Below are 21386 nucleotides of genomic sequence, written 5' to 3' on the forward strand. Positions count from 1 at the left end.
CACTCGACGCATGGCTTGTTGACCCCAGATGAAGCCTATGCAAGCAAAACAGAACCGATGAGATTAGCAGCCTGAAATGAAACCGTGATCCATCTTAACAAGGCTGCAAAATGGTCTAAAATCTAGGACCTCCTCTAGCGGCTTGGCCGGTGTCTTCTGAGTTTTATCTTGTTGTTTGTTATCTTATAATGTAACAAATTATCTAGTTTGGCGAGGATAAAACAAATGCGCAAACAAGCCGCGACACGACAAGCTGATGTTTTGAGTGTCTTACATGACCATGACAGGCCGATGACGGCCTATGCGATCCTCGATCAGATGAAGCTGGACGAGCCCGATCTTGCCGCGCCCACTGTCTACCGCGCCCTTGCTGCTTTGACAGATCAGGGGCGGGCACACAGGCTTGAATCAATAAAATCATTCGTGCCGTGTCGGTGCGATCATCATGCGGCTGTTCCTGTATTGGCGATCTGCGAAGATTGCGGCATCGTCGAGGAACATGATGGGACGCCGCTGTTGCCCAAGCTTGCTGCAATCTCGGCCAAGTCCGAGTTCACGGCCACAAGGCATATCGTTGAAATTCACGGGTTGTGCGGAAAATGTGCTGCCTAACCTCTTCATTCACACATCGGAAAAATAACATGAAAATTTTCTCTCTTCTTGCCCTTTCTGCCATCGCTGCGTCACCCGTTCTCGCGCAAGACACACGCGAAGCAGGTGCCCACGAACATGGCGTAAGTACCCTTGAACTTGCAATTGAAGGCGGTGCGGTGGAGTTGAACCTGACGTCGCCTGGTTCGGACATCGTCGGGTTCGAATACGAGGCCAGAACTGCAGAGGACAAAGATGCTGTGGAGGCTGCTATTCGCGTCATGCTGACCCCCGAGAACCTTGTTATTTTGCCAAATGCAGCAGGGTGTCGTTTGACCGAAGTATTGGCGCACCTTCACGGTCACGAGGACGAGGAGCATGATGCTCATGAGGGCGAGATGGACCATGGTGACCACGACGATGCCGACCATGCCGAGGGCGAGGATCATGCCAAACACGAGGCCGTAGAGCACAGCGAATTCCATCTGCGTTATAAATACGCATGTGAGGCACCTGATGCTTTGACAGAAGTTGCCTTGCCGTTCTTTAGTGTTTTTGAGTACGCAAAAGAGATAGAAGCGGCGTTTATTACAGAGGCTGGAGCGGGATCCGCGGAGATCGCGCGCGAGACCGCGATCCTTGATCTGACTGCCCTTAACTAAACGGAGTAATCTGTGCCCACGCCAGATCAGATCCTTACATTGAGCGATGTCCGTTACCGTTGGTCGGGGCGGGCGTCGTTCGAGTTGACGGTGCCCGATTTCCGGCTTGCCACTGGCGATACCGTCCTGTTGCTTGGCGAAAGCGGGTCGGGGAAATCGACATTGTTGTCCTTGATTTGTGGCACAATTCTTGCCCAATCCGGTTCGGTTTGCGTAGCCGGAACCGACATCGCATCCCTGTCGTCAGGCATGCGCGACAGATTTCGAGCCGAACAGATCGGGTTGATATTTCAGCAGTTCAACCTGCTGCCGTTTGCCAGTGTCCGCGACAACATTATGCTCCCGCTGCGGTTTGCCCCAGACCGCGCCAAACGTGTGCCGTCTGCCACTGAAAATGCAAAACGGCTATGTCACGACTTGGGGCTGCCAAGTGGCGTCATGGATACAAGGGCCGGCTCGCTGAGCGTCGGTCAGCAACAGCGCGTGGCGGCAGCCCGCGCGCTGATCGGCACACCGCCCCTTATCGTTGCAGACGAACCAACGTCGTCTTTGGACGCCGCAACACAATCAACGTTTCTGGATCTGCTGTTCACCCAGGCCCGCGCCCACAACGCAACGCTTTTAATGGTCAGTCATGACGCGCGCCTCGTAAGCCAGTTCGACCGTGTGGTCCATATGTCAGACATCGCCACCACCATAAGAGGTGCAGCATGATCTTTCGCTTGGCCTTTGGGTCCCTATTGGCGCGATCGTTGACCGTCACGATGACGATCTTAGCAATCGCGCTCTCGGTTATGCTTTTTGTTGGTGTCGAAAAGGTCCGAACTGGCGCCAAGGCCAGCTTTTCCGATACGATATCTGGGACTGACCTGATCGTTGGTGCGCGGTCGGGATCTGTCCAATTGCTTCTCTATTCTGTGTTCCGCATTGGCAATGCGACGAACAATCTGACGTGGGAAAGCTACCAAGATATTGCCGCACGCGACGATGTTGATTGGATCGTGCCGATCTCGCTTGGAGACAGCCACCGCCAATTCCGCGTGATGGGGACGACGACCGAATTCTTTGACCGCTACAAATATCGCTCCGAGCAGTCACTCACGGTGCAAGACGGCGCAATCATGAATGATTTGTTTGACGCGACCATCGGGGCGGATGTGGCCGAAACACTGGGTTACAGCATCGGCGATCCCATCGTGGTTGCGCATGGGCTAGCATCGTTTGCAGAACACGAAGACCAGCCGTTTCGCGTGTCCGGCATCCTCGCAAAAACCGGAACACCCGTAGATCGCACCGTCATTGTCAGCCTTGAGGCAATTGAAGCCATCCATGTCGATTGGCAAAGTGGCGCGCAAATCCCTGGTCAATCGACGCCGGCGGATGTGATCCGCGAAATGGACCTACACCCCCAAGCGGTCACCGCCGCCTTGGTGGGAGTCAAAAGCCGTCTTAAAGTTTTCGGTCTGCAACGGGCTATAAATGAATACCCTCAAGAACCACTGCTCGCCATTCTGCCCGGTGTTGCACTCCAAGAGCTTTGGCAAATTGTCGGCATCGCGGAAACTGCGTTGATTGCGGTGTCGGGCATGGTGATCGTTACAGCGATGATCGGAATGATGGCAACAATCTTTTCCAGTCTCAGTGAACGCCGCCGTGAGATGGCGATTTTCAGAGCAATGGGGGCGAGGCCGCGTGTCATCCTAAGCCTGCTTGTGCTTGAAGCGGCGTTGATGGCCGCACTCGGCGCGCTCTTGGGGCTTGTGCTGCTGTATCTTGGACTCTGGATCACGCAACCGCTAATCGATAGCGCCTTTGGCCTGTGGCTGCCGATTGACGCCCCCAGCATGCGCGAGTTTTGGGTGCTGGTTGGCGTGGTCGGTGCTGGCGTGATTGTGAGCATGTTTCCCGCGATCAGAGCTTATAGACTCTCGCTTGCTGATGGTATGATGGTCAGGATTTAGACCGACGAGGTGTTACACATGATCGTTTCGCGCAGAAAACTACTAACAATCGCAGCCGCAGGTGCTGTCTTGCCTCGTGCGGCATTAGCCGAAAAAGCTAGGGAAATTACATGGGATGATCTTATCCCGCCTGGCGTGCCATATTCGGAAATAATTGGCGAAGGCGAGATGGACGAACGCAACGACATCTGGCGGCCAATATTCGATTCCAATGCCACCAAACTCAACCCCGCACTCGATGGCGCCTATATCAAGATGCCGGGGTTCATCATCCCGATTGATCTGACGTCCGCCGGCGTCAACAGCTTTGTATTGGTGCCATATACGGGTGCCTGCATTCACACACCGCCCCCGCCCCCCAATCAGTTGGTCTTCGTCACGACCATTACACCATGGCCGTCCGATAATTTGTGGGATGCCGTTTGGGTCACGGGACGGATGCAACATGACCTACAAACGACTGAGGTCGCGCAAACAGGCTATGTTCTCGAAGCGGCATTTATGGAGGTCTATGTATGGTAATGTGTGCCACCAACCGTCGAATATTTCTTGCCGGACTTGGTGCGACATCGCTCGTGCCGCACGCAGCCCTAGCCGACAATGTTATTAAGTTGCAATGGCGCGATCTCCTGCCAGACCCACACAACGCAATTCCCCCGTCGCTGCAAGGTTTACTCGACCACGACGAAACCGCGTTGCCATCAAGCCAACAGCCGCAATCCAGCGGTGTGCGAACAGAATGGAACGGTCTGGTCGTGAGCCTTCCCGGTTTCATTGTGCCAATCGACTATTCTGGCACAGGGGTTACGGCCTTCATTCTGGTGCCATTTGTCGGAGCCTGTGTGCATGTTCCGCCGCCACCTGCCAACCAACTTGTGTTCGTTACCACACCCACGCCCTTTGAAAGCTCAGGGCTGTTTGAGCCCGTCACGGTGACCGGAATGTTTGGCATAGCATCCACATCAACGCAACTGGCCGATATCGCCTATGCCTTGAGCGCCGAATTAATCGAGCCATATCGCAACTGATATCCGTTCAATGCTGGTTCAGGGTGGTGATCCCGCCTATCCAACCTGCCGAAACAACAGCTTGCCCATTTTACCCCCCCCGAGCCTTAACGCCTCTCACGGGAGAGCGTTTTTCGCTCTGCCTCGGCTAGCGCCGAAATTGCGCCGTTCATGCATAGGCCCTGGCTTCTTGCTTTGTCCCAAATACGTTTACATGACCTGGGCGACCATGGAAGGGCCGCGCCTGCGAGCCAAAGTCGCAACGGCTGAGGAAGCGCATCATATGTTGCCATCGGGTTGCCCGCCCGACGCCTTTTCTTAAGTGTGGTATGTCCAAGATTGTCTGTCATGCGTTATCCTCGGGACCGACGTCAGGATTTAAGGCAAAGATTAACTGCGCTCGTGGCGCGCTGCGCCAGTCCATTATAAAAGATCCGGGTGCCACAAGATCACACATATCACCGCCGCCAGTTTGGAAACGGATCCGAAAAGTGGGGCAACGTATCTAAAGATGCGGCCAAGTCTTCGGAAACCAACGCGGCATCCAGCCGCGCTTTGATTTCTGTCCAGTCAATACCCGCACCAATGAAAACGATCTCTTGACGGCGATCACCCCATGGCTCTTGCCAATGCTGCGTCATGTAAGCGTGGCCACTTTCATTATCTGGCCACCGATCCTTGGGAACGGACGCCCACCATGTCCCAAGTGGCTTTATCGACGATAACGCACCCGCGAGCGAAAACTCCGCAACCCACTCAGGGCGCGTCGCAATCCAGAAATGCCCCTTGGCGCGGATCACGCCAGCGAGATCACCGTTCAGAACTGCCATGATTTTCGCGGGCTCAAAGGGCCTGCGAGCGCGGTAGACAAATGAGGCGACACCGTATTCTTCGGTTTCGGGCACATGATCGGCAAAACCGTATAGCTCCTTGGCCCACATCGGGTGCTCATGCGCCTTGTCGAAATCAAACAATCCTGTGTTCAAAATGGCATCCGCTGGCACGTCGGATTGGTTGGTCTCAATGATCCGCGCGTCCGCGTTCAGGCTACGGATGATTTGGCGCGCGGCGTTGACCTGAGCGGGCTGCGCATCCCCAACCTTGTTCAACACCACGACATCTGCGAATTCGATCTGCTCGACCAGCAGATTGACCAAAGTGCGCTCGTCCTCGTCGCCAAGGGTCTCGCCCCGATCACGCAGGAAATCACTGCTGGAATAGTCGCGCAGCAGGTTCACGGCGTCCACAACCGTGACCATCGTATCAAGCCGCGCAACATCCGATAGGCTTTCGCCATATTCATCGCGAAAATCGAAGGTCGCCGCAACGGGTAGTGGCTCTGAGATGCCAGTCGATTCAATCAGCAGATAATCAAATCTACCCTCGCCTGCCAAGCGACGTACCTCGGCCAAGAGATCATCGCGCAGCGTGCAGCAGATACAACCGTTCGACATTTCAACCAGTGTTTCATTGGTGCGACTAAGTTCGGTTTCCGCGCGCACAAGGTCGGCGTCGATGTTCACCTCTGACATGTCGTTGACGATCACCGCAACGCGGCGACCATCGCGATTATTCAAAACGCGGTTCAAAAGCGTGGTTTTGCCTGCGCCAAGAAAGCCGGACAGAACAGTAACGGGGAGTTTTTCAATCATGGGGAAAGGGGCTTTCGTTTAAGCGGCTTCGGAAATGGGGGGATGGTGGATGCGCAGGATATCAAGGCTGCTCAAAAGCTCTGGCTGCGCCATGTCGCGCGCGATGACGACAATCCGCGATTTGCGGTCGTCTGAGGGCCAGCCATACAGTGGCACGGGCGGATCAAAAAGTTGCTGTACTCCGCGAAAAACAAGAGGTGTTTCAATGCCTTCAAGATGAACGATGCCTTTGACACGCAAAATAATCGGCCCGCGCAACATGATCAGCGTATCATGCGTTTTTGCGGCCTGCTGGATGGCCACTGTTGGTGCAAATCCCGACATATTTTCCGACGTATCGGCGGGCGTGGCTGGTGTCACCCAAGCGACAGCTTTCTCGCGGCTTTTCGTGTTGTGCATCACGCTCAAATCCCAAAGCACGGCATTGGGAACGGCGTCATGGTTTGCGCGCATAACCTGCGACGTCGGGCTGAGGGATCGAAGACGCGTCACGAAAGCGGTCGCCGCGTCTTCGGTGACCAGATCGGATTTAGTCAGAACGATTAAATCCGACATCGCGATCTGTGACACTGCTTCGAACTGGCTGTCCAATGTGTCTGGCGCTGGTGCTGCATCCGTCATTGTCGCCACCCCATTAGTCCGAAAGGTTTGTGCGATATATGGATCAACCAGCAATGTCTTCAAAATCGGCGCGGGATCTGCAAGGCATGTCGTTTCGATCACGACGTGGTCAAAGGTGACGATCCCCTCCTGTCTGCGCGAAATCAAGTCCTGCAAAGTGCGCGATAGGTCGCCGTTAATAGAGCAACACGGGCAACCTGATTGCATCAGGACAATCACTTCATCCACGGCCGCGATCAGGTCATGGTCGACCTCGCCGAATTCGTTCACGATCACCGCGACCCTTGGTCCCGCCGTTATGGGAAAAATCGCGTTGAGTAGTGTTGTTTTCCCCGCGCCGAGAAAGCCTGTGAGTAATCTAACTGGGAGGCTTGGATCGGTTTCGAGCATGATACTGGTTCTACTCCTTGCAGGTTATGTAATGTTATTACATACTTTAACGGGTGGAGCAAGATTCATTTTGTTGGGTCGGGCGACAATATGCCGAGACGAGCGGCGATGCGCCAGAAAAGGCGGGCCGGTCAGGGAATTGAATAAACCGCCGTTGGCGTGTTTCGGGGATAGACAGAGCTGTTGATGTGCCTTGGCTGGATCACCAAGGCACATCAAAACACCGATTTGGGTTCGATCAGAGTGACGACACGATTGCGGATCCGCTGCGGATAGAGCGCCGCAGCAAGCTCCAGATGGGTGCCCAGTGGATCCATATTGCCCGTTTTCGCGTCTGTGCCATCCAGAACGGTCGCAACGATGCCAAGGTTGAACTACGGCTCTGTAAGCACGCAATCAATGCCCTCGTCAGCAATACTTGTCTGAATTTCCACGATTTGTGCGAGGCTTGGATCAGATGTATCGCTCAGTGAAATTGCACCACCGGCATAGAAGTCAAAATCGTTCTCGAAATACTGATAGGCATCGTGGAAAACGATGAGCTGACCACCGCGCCCCTCGATCGCCTCACCCACCGCTGCCACCTTCTGGATACCTGTAATGACAATGACCGCTTCACGGCCAGCTCCGACATTGCAAAACAGAAACGAAAGGAAACGTCGGTATTGACCACATCATAACGAGGAAAGCATACCGACTGTGCGGGTCAAATCTCGGTAACAATACCGCGTCACCTTCAAGTGACATTCAACATGCAAGACCTGTCAGGTGGTGATTGTGCGGTTCTAACACGCCCTCAATCGACAAACCAAAACAGCCGCCCCAATCCGAGCGGCTGCTTCAATTTCTAACTCAGGCTAAACTCAGTCGCGGTATTTCGACATGATCATCGACCCGTTGGTGCCGCCAAACCCGAACGAGTTGGTCATGACGCTATCAAGTCCTGCGTTGTCCACGCGGGTGGTGGCGATTTCGCCTTCGTTGATCGCGGGGTCGAGGATTTCGACGTTGATCGACGGCGCGATGAAGTCATGTTCCAACATCAGCAAACAGTAGGCGGCTTCTTGTGCGCCTGTGGCCCCTTGGCTGTGCCCCGTCATGGATTTGGTCGATGAGATCAGCGGCGTTGTGCCCTCGCCAAAGACGCGGCGCACGGCCTCAACCTCGCCGACATCGCCCACGGGGGTCGATGTGCCGTGGGCGTTGATATAGCCAACCTTGCGCTCCTCGCCCAAAGTGGACAGGGCCACGCGCATCGCGCGCTCGCCGCCCTCGCCAGACGGCGCTACCATGTCGGCCCCATCGGATGTCGCGCCGTAGCCTGTGACTTCGGCGTAGATTTTCGCACCGCGCGCAATCGCGTGGGACAATTCCTCAAGCACGAGGATCGCCCCGCCGCCACCGATGACAAAGCCGTCACGGTTGGCATCAAAGGCGCGCGAGGCCTTCTCGGGGGTGTCGTTATACTTGGACGACATCGCACCCATCGCGTCGAACAGGCACGACAGGGTCCAATCCAACTCTTCGCCGCCGCCCGCGAACATCACGTCCTGCTTGCCCATCATGATCTGCTCTGACGCAGACCCGATGCAGTGCAGGGATGTAGAGCACGCGGAGGTGATCGAGTAGTTGATACCCTTGATCTGATAGGCGGTCGCCAAGTTGGCGGAGATGGTCGAACCCATGCACTTGGGCACCGCGAACGGCCCGATGCGCTTGGTGGCACCCGACGAGAGCGCAGTTTGGTGTGCGGCGAACATGGCGGAGGTGGACGGGCCACCCGAACCTGCGATCAGACCCGTGCGCGGGTTGATGATGTCGCTCTCTTCCAGACCGGAATCCGTGATCGCTTGTTGCATCGCGATATAGGCATAGGCGGCACCTGGACCCATGAACCGCAGAGCGCGTTTGTCCACGTGGTCCTTGATGTCGAGTTTGACGTTGCCCGCGATCTGGCTGCGGAACCCGTGCTCGATCATATCCTCATTAGCGGTGATGCCCGATGTGCCTGCTTTTAGCGAGGCGAGAACTTCCTCGGCATTGTTGCCGATGCTCGAGACGACCCCGAGACCTGTGATGACGACGCGGCGCATGGGCACCTCCCTTTGGAATTTGGTCTTTGAAAACTTGGGGCTGTTGTACGGCGTCAGGGGGGGCAGGGGCAAGGGGGGAGGGCTTGCGTAATTGTTGCTCGTTTCTTTAGTTCAATCATCTTCACTTTTCAGTTCATCCAAAGTGAAGACTAGGTCAGGTGAAGGCTTAACGACAAACTCACCTTCACCCAAAGATGGAAAAAAGGCGACAATTTGTTCCTTTTGGAAAATGCTTTTTGCAATGTAGGCCGTTCCGCTTTCTCCACGCGGATTTCGTTTGGAAAACCAATCGGCCTTTTTCTTGTCCAATGTCCAGCTTAATCCACTTCGTATCGCTTCTTCCGCAAGGTTTCTCGATGTCGCATGGATGCCGCGCCAACCCGTGATCGGTTCTGACATCCTTTTAAATTCAGCGTCGTCTTTGCCATTCAAGCCTTCTTGTTTGCGAGACCGACCTGAAGACAAGGCTTTAATGATATCCGGATTGTTTTCTTCTCGCTCGAAGTCGTAGTGAGTGCAGTTATTGCGAAGAGACTTTCGCAACAATTTCCAGTACTTAATATCCCCTTTAGGTGAACTTGGTAATTTTGGCTCAATGTCTCGAATTAAGAATTGAAAGGCGTAATTTTTACTCTCGATTAGATCTAACGCCTTTGACCATTTTTTGTCGGCGACAAGGGAATCAAATTTGGATTGCTCCATGCTTAACTCGGTGATGATGTCCGGATCGCTTTCGAATTCAAACATTTCTCTTCGAAAAGGATGAACAAAATAGGTCTGTCCTCCCATGTCTTGGCAAAAGGAGTGAAGGTCTTTTGGCAGGTCAGATGGTGTGCAGTAAGTTGTCATATTAAATCCACTGAATTTGGTGCGAATCCGATTAGCTCCAAGGTACTTTTGGTGGAAACGCAAACCCCCACGATCTTCCAAAACGAAAACGGCGAGGCTTTCGCCCCGCCGTTCCCATCTCAAATAGCGCCACTACTTAGCTCTCGGACAACGCCACCTTCATGTCCTTGACCATATAGATCACTTCGCCGTCTGCCTCGACGATGCCATCGGCCACGCCCATGGTCAGGCGGCGGGTTTGGATCGCTTTGGTGAAGTCGATCTTATAGGTCAGCATTTTGCGATCAGGGCGCACCATGCCTGTCAGTTTCACTTCGCCAACGCCAAGCGCGTAGCCGCGGCCAAGCCAACCGCGCCAGCCGAGGTTAAACCCTGTGAGCTGCCATAGACCATCAAGACCCAGACAGCCGGGCATGATCGGGTTGCCGGGGAAGTGGCAGTCAAAGAACCACAGGTCGGGCGTGATATCGAACTCGGCCACGATGTGGCCCTTGCCGTGCGCGCCGCCATCGGCCGACACTTCGGTGATGCGGTCCATCATCAACATGGGCGGTGCGGGGAGTTGGGCATTGCCCTCACCGAACAACTCGCCGCGGGCGCATTTCAACAGGTCTTCTTTGTCAAAGCTCGTAGGATAGTCGGCCATTTATCATGCCTTTTCTGTCGTTTTTAAAAGTCCATTAGCGTTTATCATTGCAAATGCGGAGCACGCAAGGGCGCACCATTTGGCGTTTGATCGGGTGTGCCTTTGGAAACTCATTGAAAAAGGACGCTGATCCCCCTTATATTGGAGGGCAACATGAAAGAGTGCGAGCCACGATGACCGAGATAATTGATCCTCAAGCCCAACGCGGCGAAGCATGGCTGTCCAAGGCTGATGTGCGCCCCACGCGCCAACGTATTGCCTTGGCCACGTTATTGGTGGGCGATGGGTATGACCGACATGTGACGGCGGAAAGTCTATTTTCAGCCGTGTGCGATGCGGGTGAAAAGGTGTCTCTTGCGACCGTCTACAATACCTTGCGCGTGTTTTGTGCGGCCGGCTTAATGCAGGAAGTCACTGTGGACGGCTCGCGATCGTATTTCGACACCAATATGGCCGAACACCCTCATTTCTTTTGGGAAAAGTCCGGCGAATTGACCGATGCGCCTGCGACCGAACTCGAAATTACACGGCTGCCAGAGCCACCTGCGGGGATGGAGATTGCATCCGTAGATGTGGTTATCCGTTTGCGTGCAAAATCAAACTGACAGCTTGTCTATATGCGGCGGCACTTAGCGTCTTTGGGCTCGTAGGTTCAGCCTGTGCACAAGGGGCAATCCCGTTGTACTTTATCGGCGGGCCCGATCCGGACGCGTTTTCTGTTTCATTTACCGACCGCCAATTCAATGCCGATGAAGTTTGGTTTGTGACAGGGGCGTGCAGCAAGATTGCGAATCCCGCGCCGATTTATGTGACTCCGTTGGAATTGGATGCTGAACTGAAAGTATTTTTGACGCGATACCGGTTCTCAGCAAAGCGCACGGTGTGCATCGTGAACCAACAGGATGCACCGCCTGCGTTCTGGTCCGCCTATGATGCAACACGTAAGGACCGATGATGGATGTCTTTGATGCTGAGGACGGTGTGACGCGTTGTGCGTGGTGCGCGGCTCATCCCGAGTATATCCGCTATCACGACGAGGAATGGGGTTACCCAGTGGCCGAAGATCAACGTTTGTTCGAAAAAATCAGCCTCGAGGGATTTCAGGCAGGGTTGTCGTGGTGGACCATTTTGCAAAAGCGCGACAATTTTCGCGCCGGATTTGCAGGGTTCGATTTTTATAAGGTCGCGGCGCTCAAGGACGATGATATCGAACGGCTCGTTCAGGACGCGGGCATCGTGCGGCATCGCGGAAAAATCGAGGCAGTGATCAACAACGCCGCCCGAGCAATCGAGATGACGGAAGAATTCGGGTCGCTTGCGTCCTATTTTTGGTCTTTTGAGCCCAGTGCGCAGCAACAAGCCCTAGAAAAGGGCGCAGAGATTTTTGTCGCACAGACGCAAACGTCCAGACGCCTGTCCAAAGACCTTAAAGCGCGCGGTTGGAAATTCGTTGGCCCGACCACGTGTTATGCGTTCATGCAGGCAATGGGGATGGTCAACGACCATTTGGCCGGATGTGCGAGCCATACAAAATCCGAACGGGACCGCGCGAATTTTAAGCGGCCATACCGTCTTTAGCGCGGCAGATACGCGGCCAATCCGCGCAACCACATGCGGATAGATGCGGATGTCCGGTTGCGATCAAACTGATCAAGACTTTCGCGGGTCCATTGCCCACTCAAAGCGTCGAGCCAAGCCGTGCGCTCCCCTAACTGAATTGCGGGAAGCGAAAGTGACGCGCTCGCCTCAAGAAGTTGCCGCAATTCTTGGATGTCTTTCATCGTGCGAAAGGCGTTTATGATGGGGGCTGTCAGCTTTGGTTGATCCTGCCAAGACTGACCGAACATTGCCGTGACTCTTTGCCCCGCACCCAAACAGGTATATGCGTTGCAGCCGCTATACCCCCGTTTGTCCAGATCAGCATGAATCGAACATTGGTGACGATTTAGATTTTTGCACGGCTCACCGGCATCTTTGTCATGGGCAAAATGCTCACCCTTGTCGAACGCGAACGCGATACAACATAGGGCGGCGCAATTGGAACAATCTGGGATGAAGTCTGCGGAGCTCATGATAGAGTTGTCGTCTTCTCAGGGGGCCGTGTCAAAGTAAAAGGCGGCCCACATTTATGTGCGCCGCCTCGTTATAACGGACTGATGCGAAACGCGGTCTTAGGCCACGATCTCAACAAGCTCGATATCAAATGTCAGATCTTCGCCAGCCAACCGATGGTTTGCGTCCAAAACAACCTCGTCATCAGAAACGCTGACGACAGTTACAGGGACAACCTGACCTTCTGGGGATTGCATCTGGAGCTGTAGGCCGACCTCAAGGGGGATTTCAGCAGGGATTTGCGTGCGTGGCACGGCCTGCTGTGCTTCCTCGTGGCGCGGACCGTAGGCCTCATTTGATTCTGCGAGAATGGTTTTCTTTTCACCGACGGTCATGCCCGGAAGGTGTTTGTCCATGCCTGGGATGATCTGGCCAGACCCAACTTCGAACTCAAGCGGGTCGCGGCCCTGCGAGCTGTCAAAAACAGTGCCGTCTTTAAGGGTGCCGGTGTAGTGGATGCGAACTTTGTCGCCCGATTTTACTTCGGTCATTAGGAATTCTTTCGTGTCGAGGTGGATTTTGAGGCTGCCGTTGGCAAGCACTCTACGATTGGTACTAAGATAGGGACTGAGGCCATGATGTAAAGGTGTGCGGCTTTTGGAGCGTTTTCACGCTACGGCCTGTTCGTGCACAAGCAAGTTTACCGCGAGGCGAAGGGCACAATTAAAACCACTGGCCTGGCTCCATCAGGCCCAATGAGAGCAGTTGTTGACTGTGCCATTTGAACTCGGTCGAGTTGTGCCACATGAATGTGTCGATATCGAACGTTGACCCTGCATTGGCTTTGAGGGCTTTGGCGGTGCGAAACGATCCAATAGCCGCAGTCAGGTTGTTGTGCCAGGGGCAGGCAAACGTGTTGTATTCTTCATCGTTGAAAAGGTGGGTTTCGGACAGCTCCAATCCCTTTGCCGCTTTAAAGATCGAAATGCGGTCAATGCGGCGGCGGCTCGGTTCGACGTGTTCCTCAAAACGCCAACGCAGGCCGCCGAAGAAATCGAGTTGTCGTTCTTTTTGGCCTTTAAGGCCGCCGCGTCCCAACGCGTAGTAGCCAGATCGGTCTAAGTGCGCATCTTCCAGGGCGACCGCACTTGGATTGTCCCAAAGGTTCCCCGCATATAGATCGACAACATAGGTCAACATCGCACTACGACGCTCCTCAGAGTGAAACGCGAGCAGATCGCCGATGCTGCGTGTTTCGCAAAACGGGAAAAATAGATATTCGGCGTTGTAGCAGTAGTAGAACCACAGGTTGGGTGCATGAGCTATAACTGCGTTAATGGCATCCGATAGCATTGCGGGGGCGCGTGTGTTGTATCGCACGCGCACGACCTTTGTCATTATGCCACTTGGTAGGTTAATCTCATCCGGAGCGAACAAAACCACCGCTGCGAATCCTTGGGATAGGTGATGGCGCAGGGTTGAGGCAACCTCCACTTCGTCTTCAGCAAAGATCAACGCGACCGGTCCTTTGCCAAAGCGGTCTATGCCATCCTTTAGAAAGATATCGAGGCTTTCGTATCGCATTTGGTCTCCGACTCATGTGGCGTTAAGTGTCCACGATTGCGGTAAAAAGGCCATGAAGATGTGCAGATTGCAAGAGAACGTGCCGCGATGCTCAAGCGAAGTGAAAACGTGGGGCGCAATAGGCGCAGTTGTTGCGGAGCTTGGCGACAGGGTGGGGGCGTCGATGCGCATTTAAAACCCGTTTGCCCCATTCCGCGCCGTCCTATACATAGGCGCCTTGAAGTCTTCACGATACACGGACCCAAAGTCATGGCCGACCCCAAAAAACTGTTCATCAAAACCTACGGGTGCCAAATGAACGTCTATGATAGCGAGCGCATGGCCGAAAGCCTTGGTGGGTCTGGGTATGTCGAGGTGTCTGGCCCTGAAGAGGCGGATATGATCCTCCTCAATACATGCCATATTCGCGAAAAAGCCGCCGAAAAGGTATACTCCGAACTTGGCCGCCTCAAAGAGTATAAGATCGCCAACCCGAATGTGAAAATCGGTGTGGCGGGGTGTGTTGCGCAGGCCGAGGGCGAAGAGATCATGCGGCGACAGCCTATGGTCGACCTCGTGGTCGGACCGCAGTCTTATCACCGATTGCCCGAACTTGAGGCGAAAGCGGGCAATGGCATCAAGGCGCTCGATACTGACTTCCCCGAGGAAGACAAATTTGAGATGCTCAAAGCACGGCCAAAGGCAAAGCGTGCTCCCGCGGCGTTCCTGACGGTTCAGGAAGGATGTGACAAGTTTTGTGCATTCTGTGTTGTGCCGTATACGCGCGGTGCCGAAAGCTCCCGCCCTGTGGACCGTATTTTGCGTGAGGCTGAGGACTTGGTTGAACGTGGCGTGCGTGAAATCACGCTCTTGGGTCAAAACGTGAATGCATACCACGGAAGTGCCTCTAATGCAGATGGTGGCGGGACATGGGGTCTCGCGCGGCTCATCCGTCGATTGTCCAAGGTTGAGGGATTGGAGCGCATTCGCTTTACGACCTCGCACCCCAACGACATGGAAGATGATCTCATCGCGGCGCATGGCGATTGCGAAAAACTGATGCCTTACCTGCACCTGCCGGTTCAGTCCGGCTCCGATCGTATTCTCAAGGCGATGAACCGCAAGCATACGGCTGCAGAGTACCTTGAGGTGCTTGAGCGTATCCGCGCGGCGCGCCCTGATATCGCATTGTCCGGTGACTTTATTGTGGGGTTTCCGGGTGAAACGGATCAGGATTTTGAGGATACTATGAACCTTGTGCGCGAGGTTGGGTATGCCTCCGCATATTCATTCAAGTATTCCGCGCGCCCGGGCACTCCTGCGGCCGAAAAGGGCGACAAAATGGTTGATCCCGATGTTGCCTCGGAACGGCTACAGCGATTGCAGGCCTTAATAACGTCGCAGCAGCGCGCATTCCAAGAGTCTATGGTTGGACGCGAGGTATCGGTTTTGTTCGAGCGCGCTGGGCGCGTGGCGGGCCAAATGGTTGGCAAGTCCGAATATTTGCACGCAGTCTACATCACTGGTGATGTTCAAATAGGTGAGATCCATCGTGTGAGAATCGTAGAAAGTGCGACAAATTCGCTGGGCGGTGTGTTGGTGGCGTAACGTTAGGTCTACGCTTTGAGGCTAAATTTTGGGGTTTTGCGCGACAGTCCATTAAAAGTGCCGCGAAAGTTTACGACTTGGCCACAATATGCGGTAAATGTTTCTTCACAAACCCGTAAAGGTTGCTATCCTTTGACACTAAAGAGTGACTTTTAATCCAAATGAAACTAATGGGTTGGTAAGTGATTTGAAAATTGGATGTGGGGGGCGGAAAGCCGTGTTGAACCAACTAGTGAAAAAAGGCTTCGTCGTGGCCGCGATGGCGGCTCTTGCAGTTTCAGCTGTACCTGCGCAATCGCAAGAGGCGGTCGGAGAGGCGTACGCCCCAACCATATGGATCGATCCAGACGGGTGTGAGCACTGGGTCATGGATGACGGATTTGAGGGCTACATGGATTTGAAAGTAAACCGTCAAGGTTTGCCAACCTGCCATAAAGTTGAGTCCTGCGCCGTCATGAATTCCGATCAACTGTTTTCAACAGATAAATATGGAATTTCTGCCGGCGGACGTCAGCGCCTCGAGCAATTTTTTGCTCAAGCGGGTGCGCGAGCCTACATCATCATCGGGCATACCGATAGCCGTGCGTCTGACGAATACAACATGCGCCTAAGCTATAATCGCGCCAACGCAGTGGCTAAGATCGCCGCGCAAACAGGTGCGCGAATTGCGGATGTTCGCGGCTACGGCGAACGCATGCCGATCGCGTCCAACGGCACATCGAGTGGTATGGCGCAAAACCGTCGCGTTGAAATCATCTGCGTGAAATAAGGAGCTGGACCTATGAAAAGCATAAAAACAGGCGCGCTCCTCATTAGCGTTCTTCTCGTATCCGCATGTTCTGAGGGTACTGTGGCTGGATTGTCCGGAGAGGGTGGTCGCGGCAAGGTTAAAACCGACAAAACCCGCGACTACGGTCAGGGTGATGGGCCAAACGGTTCGCACCTGTCTAACCTGGTCGCCGGAATCTGGGTTGACCCGCAAGGATGTGACCATTGGATAATTGACGATGGTGTTGAGGGCTATTTGTCCTCGCGCGTCGACAAATATGGTAAGCCAATTTGCTCGGGTATTGCGCCGCCGAATATGGCCGTGGGGCCGTTTAAAGGCAGCCAAACGGTTTCAGACCCGCTCTAGTTTCCGGCTAAAGTAATGCACAAAGGCCTCCGTGTTTTCACGGGGGCCTTTTTCGTTTCGGTGCTTGGTGGGTCGACATTGCCAAATCGTGCGCATTTTTGCCAAAAGACTAAGCAGTTCGTCCCCGTCACAGCGCGCCCAATTTGAAGTTTTAGCGAAGATATGGTGTGAGCACTTGCGTTGCGCGCAATCCCTTGGCACCATCATGTTATCATAACTTCGGATACGGAGAGACATTTGGGCTTTAACACGTTGACCCCCCCGAACTCGCAAGACAGCGTCCACGAGACATTGTTGGAATTCAACGACAATAGATTGTTGATCGATCTATGTGGAGAGTTCGATCGCAACCTTGCCCAGATAGAGCATGAAATTGGCGTTCAGATCGTGCGGCGCGGCAACGTGTTGTCGGTTATGGGTACAGGTGTGGAACGAGGCAAAGCCGCAGCAACGCTGCAAGAGCTATACGTCAAACTTGAAGCGGGCCGTGAAATAGATGCGGGCGCAATTGATGGCATGATCCGGATGGGAGAAAGTGTGTCCGAGGTGGGTCTACCTGGGGATCAGATCGAAATGTTCAATGGTGGGCATGTCGAGATCAAAACGCGTAAAAAACTGGTTGAACCGCGTACTGCGGCACAAAAGTCTTATGTTCAAAACCTGTTTGATCATGAAATGGCATTTGGGATTGGCCCTGCAGGAACCGGTAAAACCTATCTCGCAGTTGCCGTTGGTGTGAATATGCTGATCAATGGCAAAGTTGACAAAATTATTCTTTCGCGTCCTGCAGTCGAGGCCGGAGAACGGCTTGGATTTTTGCCGGGTGATTTGGGCGAAAAGGTTGATCCGTATATGCAGCCTCTTTACGATGCACTTAACGATTTTGTCCCAGCCAAGCAGCTTGCTAAAATGCGCGAAGACAAAACGATCGAAATTGCCCCACTCGCGTTTATGCGCGGACGCACGTTGAGCCGTGCCTTTGTCGTGCTCGATGAGGCGCAAAACGCCACGACCATGCAGATGAAGATGTTTTTGACCCGTCTGGGCGAAGGATCGCGCATGGTGATTACAGGCGATCGGTCACAAGTGGACCTACCGCGCGGTCAAACATCGGGTCTGAGAGATGCAGAGCGTATTCTCGCGGGGGTCAAGAAAATCTCGTTCAATTATTTCACATCGAAAGATGTTGTGCGCCACCCGCTTGTCGCGGCAATCATCGAGGCGTATGAGGCCGACGAAGCATAGGCAACGTTGGGCGACGAACAGGTATGACACTTGATACACTCATTGAAGATGCCCGTTGGGATGGTGCGGGGTTAGAAGCTTTGGTCGACGTGGCCGAGCGTGCGACCCTTGCCTATCTAGGCCTCGACCCCGAGGTGTGCGAAGGATCGGTGCTCGGGTGCGATGATAAAAAGATCACAGAGCTGAACACCCAGTTTAGGGAAAAGGCCAAGGCGACGAATGTATTGTCTTGGCCCGCTGCAGAGCGTGCGACACCCAATATGCGTCCTCCGCTGCCTGAGCCTGATTTTGACGGAAGTGTCGAACTTGGCGATATCGCGATTTCCTTTGACACTTGTGCGCGGGAGGCCGAGGCGGCGGGGACGCCGTTTGAGCATCATATTACGCATTTGATCGTTCATGGTCTGTTACATGTGTTGGGTTATGATCACATCACGGACGCCGATGCGGATATAATGGAACGTATTGAGACAGAGATACTTGCATCTTTGGGGGTGCCGGACCCATATTAGGGACTAGCCCGCGAAATTGGGCAAGATAAGTTGGAAAGGGAATATGGGCGACACCGAGCCTGGGTCTTCTACGGCAGCGCAGAGCGCGCCAATGGAGCAGATAGACAGTTTAACAGAGCCACAAAAAGGGTCAGGTTTTTTGACCCGCTTTTGGTCAGGCTTTTCTTCCAACACGTCTGAAGAGACAGAGCAACCGGTGCTTGACCCCGCACCCGCCGAGGCGGAGCGTGCGCGCTTGGGCATGCTCAACCTGCGTCATATGCGGGTGGATGACGTTATGGTGCCAAAGGCGGACATCGTTGCCGTCTCGGCCGATATCAAAAAAGATGATCTTGTCGCCAAGTTTCGCGAAAGTGGCAACACGCGCCTGCCCGTCTTTAAGGGTACGCTTGATACGCCTATTGGTCTTGTGCACCTCAAAGATTTTGCACTGACGCACGGGTTCAACGGGAATGGCGGGCGCTTTAACTTGTCGAAAATGATCCGTCCTTTACTGTTCGCGCCGCCTTCCATGCCAATCGGGGTGCTGTTGCAAAAAATGCAAAGCGACCGGATGCATATGGCGCTGGTGATTGACGAATACGGCGGGGTCGATGGGTTGGTCACGCTCGAAGATCTTGTTGAGCAAGTGATCGGTGAAATTGAAGACGAGCACGATATCGAAGAAGATGTGTTTTGGACCAAAACAGGCCCGGGTGCCTTTATCGCGCAGGCCAAAGCACCGCTCGACGAGTTTGAGCACGCTGCGGGAATGAGTTTCACGGATGATATCGATGACGAAGAAATCGATACGCTCGGTGGCTTGGTCTTTTTGCTATCGGGCCGCGTCCCTGCGCGGGGCGAAATGATCCCGCACCCGTCAGGGGCAGAGTTCGAAATTATTGATGCCGACCCGCGTCGCATCAAACGTGTGCGCGTGCGCTTGCCACAAGCGGCGCAATTTGACGACGCATCGTAAGTTGCGATGTCGCGTCTGATCCGTATTGCCTCGCGTCCGCTCGCTTTTGTTGGTGCGGGCGCAATTGGGGCATTGGGTCAGGCACCTTTTGGGTTGTGGCCTTTTGCGCTCTTGGCCTTTGCTGTGGCCGTGACAATGTGGCAACAAAGCGCTTCCGCGCGCCACGCCGCCTTTCGCGGCTGGGCGTTCGGGCTTGGTTATTTCCTCGTATCCCTGTCTTGGATTGTGAACCCGTTTTTGGTTGATCCCCTGCGGACGGCATGGATGATCCCCTTTGCATTGTTGTCGATGTGTGGAGGATTGTCGCTTTTGTGGGGTGCTGCGTTTTTTGCATCCAAGCGGCTTGGGATTGGGCCCATGGGCCTTGTGGCACTTTGGGGCTTGGCCGAATTGCTACGTGGCTATCTGTTCACCGGTTTTCCATGGGCCCTTCCGGCTTATATCTGGCTCGATACCTCGATCGCACATTTGGCGGCATGGATTGGTCCATATGGCCTCACTGTAGTGACACTTTTTGCGGCGGCCCAGATTTCGCGTGCGGTACTCTCGCGGTCTTTGGTGGCTGGCTTCTCCGCGATTGTGACTTTTGCTCTTTTGTTCGGGGTTGGGATCTGGGCCATGGTGCGGCCTATGCCGGTGGATCTGACCGTGTCTGTGCGCGTGGTCCAACCGAATGCGTCACAAGCGCTGAAATGGGATCCGCGCTACATTCCGATATTTTTTGAGCGTGCATTGGAGATGTCCGACCCCGAGGGTGCTGACCTTGTGATTTGGCCGGAAACGGCTGTTGCACCAATTCTTGACGCGGCGGGAGACGATTTGCGTGCTATCCACGAGCGGATTTCTCCGGCGCAAGCGGTTGTCGGCCTGCGCCGTGTGGACGGGTATCGCGGTTATAATTCCGCCGTTTTACTTTCGCCTCAAGGGGAAGTGGCGCAAGTCTACGACAAGCATCATCTCGTGCCGTTTGGCGAATACATTCCGTTTCCGCGAGTGCTCACCGCCCTTGGATTTCGCACGTTTACCGCAGATGGCGGGTACGGGTTCTCAGCGGGCGATGGGCCTGCGTTGATGGATTTCGGCGCCCTTGGCAAGGCGCTTCCCTTGATCTGTTACGAGGCTATTTTTCCGCGTGATTTGCGTGGGACCGCACGCCCTGACTGGTTGCTCCACATCACAAATGATGCATGGTTCGGGACGTTTTCGGGTCCACAACAAAGCCTTGCACAGTCGCGTTTTCGGGCGATCGAGACAGGGTTGCCCATGGTACGAGCGGCAAACACGGGGATCTCTGCCGTTATTGATGCACGTGGTACAGTTCGCCAGTCGATTGCGCTGGGGCAGGCGGGGGCCTTTACCGCGCCGCTACCTGCGCCGGCACAGCCAACGTTTTACGTGCGTACAAAAGAGATGCCATCTTTACTATTGATTGCGATTTTGTTGCTACTAACTGCTAAAGGTGAATGGCGCCGCAGGTATCGGGAAACTGATTGACGCGGTGTGTGCACGACTATATCGCATTTTAATTATCGGCTCTCACAACGGCTTCCTGACGTGAGGGCGACAACCATTGGAGCACGTCCCCTATGTCTCGCAAAGACTACGTTTTTACTTCGGAATCCGTATCCGAAGGCCATCCCGACAAAGTATGTGACCGAATTTCCGACGCAGTTCTTGATGCGTTCCTCACCGAGGAACCCGAGGCACGCGTAGCCGCTGAAACCTTTGCTACAACTAATCGCGTTGTGATTGGCGGTGAGGTTGGGTTAAGCGACCAAGCCAAGCTTGCCGAATACATGGGCAATATTGATGGCATCGTGCGCGAATGCGTGCGCGATATC

26 protein-coding genes and 1 riboswitch are annotated in these 21386 nt (G+C 54.3%); of the genes, 16 read left to right on the forward strand and 10 right to left on the reverse strand.

The annotated features are described in order from the left end of the window. Positions 1–225: 225 nt before the first annotated feature. The 6 genes from ACTG34_RS10115 to ACTG34_RS10140 are packed head-to-tail and all read left to right on the forward strand — an operon-like array spanning position 226 to position 4242. Entirely contained in the window at positions 226–612 is a 387-nt protein-coding gene (locus tag ACTG34_RS10115) for a Fur family transcriptional regulator (RefSeq protein ID WP_439104802.1), read from the forward strand. A gap of 29 nt (positions 613–641) precedes the next feature. Beyond that, on the forward strand, positions 642–1253 hold the full coding sequence (locus tag ACTG34_RS10120) for a ZrgA family zinc uptake protein (protein ID WP_439104803.1): 612 nt from the start codon (positions 642–644) through the stop codon (positions 1251–1253). A gap of 12 nt (positions 1254–1265) precedes the next feature. Continuing rightward, positions 1266–1967, forward strand: a complete 702-nt coding sequence (locus ACTG34_RS10125) for an ABC transporter ATP-binding protein (RefSeq protein ID WP_439104804.1) — start codon at positions 1266–1268, stop codon at positions 1965–1967. After that, complete coding sequence (locus ACTG34_RS10130) at positions 1964–3214, forward strand: ABC transporter permease (protein WP_439104805.1); 1251 nt, start codon at positions 1964–1966, stop codon at positions 3212–3214. Before ACTG34_RS10125 ends, ACTG34_RS10130 begins: the two co-directional genes overlap by 4 nt. Before the next feature lie 18 nt (positions 3215–3232). Beyond that, positions 3233–3736, forward strand: coding sequence for a DUF3299 domain-containing protein (locus tag ACTG34_RS10135; RefSeq protein ID WP_439104806.1), 504 nt, complete (start codon positions 3233–3235; stop codon positions 3734–3736). Beyond that, on the forward strand, positions 3730–4242 hold the full coding sequence (locus tag ACTG34_RS10140; RefSeq protein WP_439104807.1) for a DUF3299 domain-containing protein: 513 nt from the start codon (positions 3730–3732) through the stop codon (positions 4240–4242). Before ACTG34_RS10135 ends, ACTG34_RS10140 begins: the two co-directional genes overlap by 7 nt. A gap of 86 nt (positions 4243–4328) precedes the next feature. Here ACTG34_RS10140 and ACTG34_RS10145 read toward each other — a convergent pair whose 3' ends face one another. From ACTG34_RS10145 to fabA, 7 genes are all read right to left on the reverse strand, one after another. Further along, positions 4329–4571, reverse strand: a complete 243-nt coding sequence (locus ACTG34_RS10145; protein WP_439104808.1) for a DUF6525 family protein — start codon at positions 4569–4571, stop codon at positions 4329–4331. Positions 4572–4679: 108 nt separating this feature from the next. Beyond that, on the reverse strand, positions 4680–5873 hold the full coding sequence (locus tag ACTG34_RS10150) for a GTP-binding protein (protein ID WP_439104809.1): 1194 nt from the start codon (positions 5871–5873) through the stop codon (positions 4680–4682). Between the two features lie 18 nt (positions 5874–5891). After that, entirely contained in the window at positions 5892–6884 is a 993-nt protein-coding gene (locus tag ACTG34_RS10155; protein ID WP_439104810.1) for a CobW family GTP-binding protein, read from the reverse strand. 374 nt (positions 6885–7258) lie between these two features. Then, on the reverse strand, positions 7259–7459 hold the full coding sequence (locus ACTG34_RS10160; RefSeq protein ID WP_439104811.1) for a metal ABC transporter solute-binding protein, Zn/Mn family: 201 nt from the start codon (positions 7457–7459) through the stop codon (positions 7259–7261). 288 nt (positions 7460–7747) lie between these two features. Next, positions 7748–8977 (reverse strand): beta-ketoacyl-ACP synthase I, encoded by a 1230-nt coding sequence (gene fabB, locus ACTG34_RS10165; protein ID WP_439104812.1) that lies wholly within the window; start codon positions 8975–8977, stop codon positions 7748–7750. A gap of 111 nt (positions 8978–9088) precedes the next feature. Continuing rightward, a complete protein-coding gene (locus ACTG34_RS10170) occupies positions 9089–9826 on the reverse strand; it encodes a hypothetical protein (protein ID WP_439104813.1) in 738 nt (245 codons plus the stop codon). A 136-nt stretch (positions 9827–9962) separates the two neighbouring features. Further along, positions 9963–10472, reverse strand: a complete 510-nt coding sequence (gene fabA, locus ACTG34_RS10175) for a bifunctional 3-hydroxydecanoyl-ACP dehydratase/trans-2-decenoyl-ACP isomerase (RefSeq protein WP_062217165.1) — start codon at positions 10470–10472, stop codon at positions 9963–9965. 173 nt (positions 10473–10645) lie between these two features. On the opposite strand from fabA, the gene irrA reads away from it, so the two are divergent. Together irrA and ACTG34_RS10185 are read left to right on the forward strand one after the other, a co-directional pair. After that, positions 10646–11077 (forward strand): iron response transcriptional regulator IrrA, encoded by a 432-nt coding sequence (irrA, locus tag ACTG34_RS10180; protein WP_439104814.1) that lies wholly within the window; start codon positions 10646–10648, stop codon positions 11075–11077. A gap of 346 nt (positions 11078–11423) precedes the next feature. Further along, the gene (locus ACTG34_RS10185; protein WP_439104815.1) at positions 11424–12050 is read left to right on the forward strand and encodes a DNA-3-methyladenine glycosylase I; all 627 of its coding nucleotides are present in this window, start codon (positions 11424–11426) and stop codon (positions 12048–12050) included. On the opposite strand, the gene ACTG34_RS10190 is transcribed toward ACTG34_RS10185, so the two are convergent. The 3 genes from ACTG34_RS10190 to ACTG34_RS10200 form a co-directional block, all read right to left on the reverse strand. Then, positions 12047–12319 carry a hypothetical protein gene (locus ACTG34_RS10190; RefSeq protein WP_439104816.1) on the reverse strand — a complete coding sequence of 91 codons (273 nt, stop codon included), beginning with the start codon at positions 12317–12319 and terminating at the stop codon, positions 12047–12049. The genes ACTG34_RS10185 and ACTG34_RS10190 overlap by 4 nt on opposite strands. 324 nt (positions 12320–12643) lie before the next feature. Next, entirely contained in the window at positions 12644–13075 is a 432-nt protein-coding gene (locus tag ACTG34_RS10195) for an FKBP-type peptidyl-prolyl cis-trans isomerase (RefSeq protein ID WP_439104817.1), read from the reverse strand. A 172-nt stretch (positions 13076–13247) separates the two neighbouring features. Further along, a complete protein-coding gene (locus tag ACTG34_RS10200; protein ID WP_439104818.1) occupies positions 13248–14108 on the reverse strand; it encodes a hypothetical protein in 861 nt (286 codons plus the stop codon). Positions 14109–14357: 249 nt separating this feature from the next. On the opposite strand from ACTG34_RS10200, the gene miaB reads away from it, so the two are divergent. The 8 genes from miaB to ACTG34_RS10240 form a co-directional block, all read left to right on the forward strand. After that, positions 14358–15695 (forward strand): tRNA (N6-isopentenyl adenosine(37)-C2)-methylthiotransferase MiaB, encoded by a 1338-nt coding sequence (miaB, locus tag ACTG34_RS10205; protein ID WP_439104820.1) that lies wholly within the window; start codon positions 14358–14360, stop codon positions 15693–15695. Positions 15696–15912: 217 nt separating this feature from the next. Further along, entirely contained in the window at positions 15913–16464 is a 552-nt protein-coding gene (locus ACTG34_RS10210; RefSeq protein ID WP_439104821.1) for an OmpA family protein, read from the forward strand. Positions 16465–16476: 12 nt separating this feature from the next. Then, positions 16477–16830, forward strand: a complete 354-nt coding sequence (locus tag ACTG34_RS10215) for a hypothetical protein (RefSeq protein ID WP_439104822.1) — start codon at positions 16477–16479, stop codon at positions 16828–16830. Between the two features lie 237 nt (positions 16831–17067). Beyond that, positions 17068–18075 (forward strand): PhoH family protein, encoded by a 1008-nt coding sequence (locus tag ACTG34_RS10220; protein ID WP_439104823.1) that lies wholly within the window; start codon positions 17068–17070, stop codon positions 18073–18075. Positions 18076–18098: 23 nt separating this feature from the next. Then, on the forward strand, positions 18099–18587 hold the full coding sequence (ybeY, locus tag ACTG34_RS10225; RefSeq protein ID WP_439104824.1) for an rRNA maturation RNase YbeY: 489 nt from the start codon (positions 18099–18101) through the stop codon (positions 18585–18587). Between the two features lie 43 nt (positions 18588–18630). Then, positions 18631–19545, forward strand: a complete 915-nt coding sequence (locus ACTG34_RS10230) for a transporter associated domain-containing protein (RefSeq protein WP_439104825.1) — start codon at positions 18631–18633, stop codon at positions 19543–19545. A 6-nt stretch (positions 19546–19551) separates the two neighbouring features. Next, on the forward strand, positions 19552–21039 hold the full coding sequence (gene lnt, locus ACTG34_RS10235; protein ID WP_439104826.1) for an apolipoprotein N-acyltransferase: 1488 nt from the start codon (positions 19552–19554) through the stop codon (positions 21037–21039). A 36-nt stretch (positions 21040–21075) separates the two neighbouring features. Beyond that, a riboswitch (SAM-SAH riboswitch) is annotated at positions 21076–21123 on the forward strand. Positions 21124–21131: 8 nt separating this feature from the next. Beyond that, the coding region (locus ACTG34_RS10240) for an S-adenosylmethionine synthetase N-terminal domain-containing protein (protein WP_439104827.1) at positions 21132–21386 on the forward strand (255 nt) is incomplete at its 3' end.

This window comes from Celeribacter marinus (genome assembly GCF_965656515.1).
GTDB lineage: Bacteria > Pseudomonadota > Alphaproteobacteria > Rhodobacterales > Rhodobacteraceae > Celeribacter > Celeribacter marinus_D.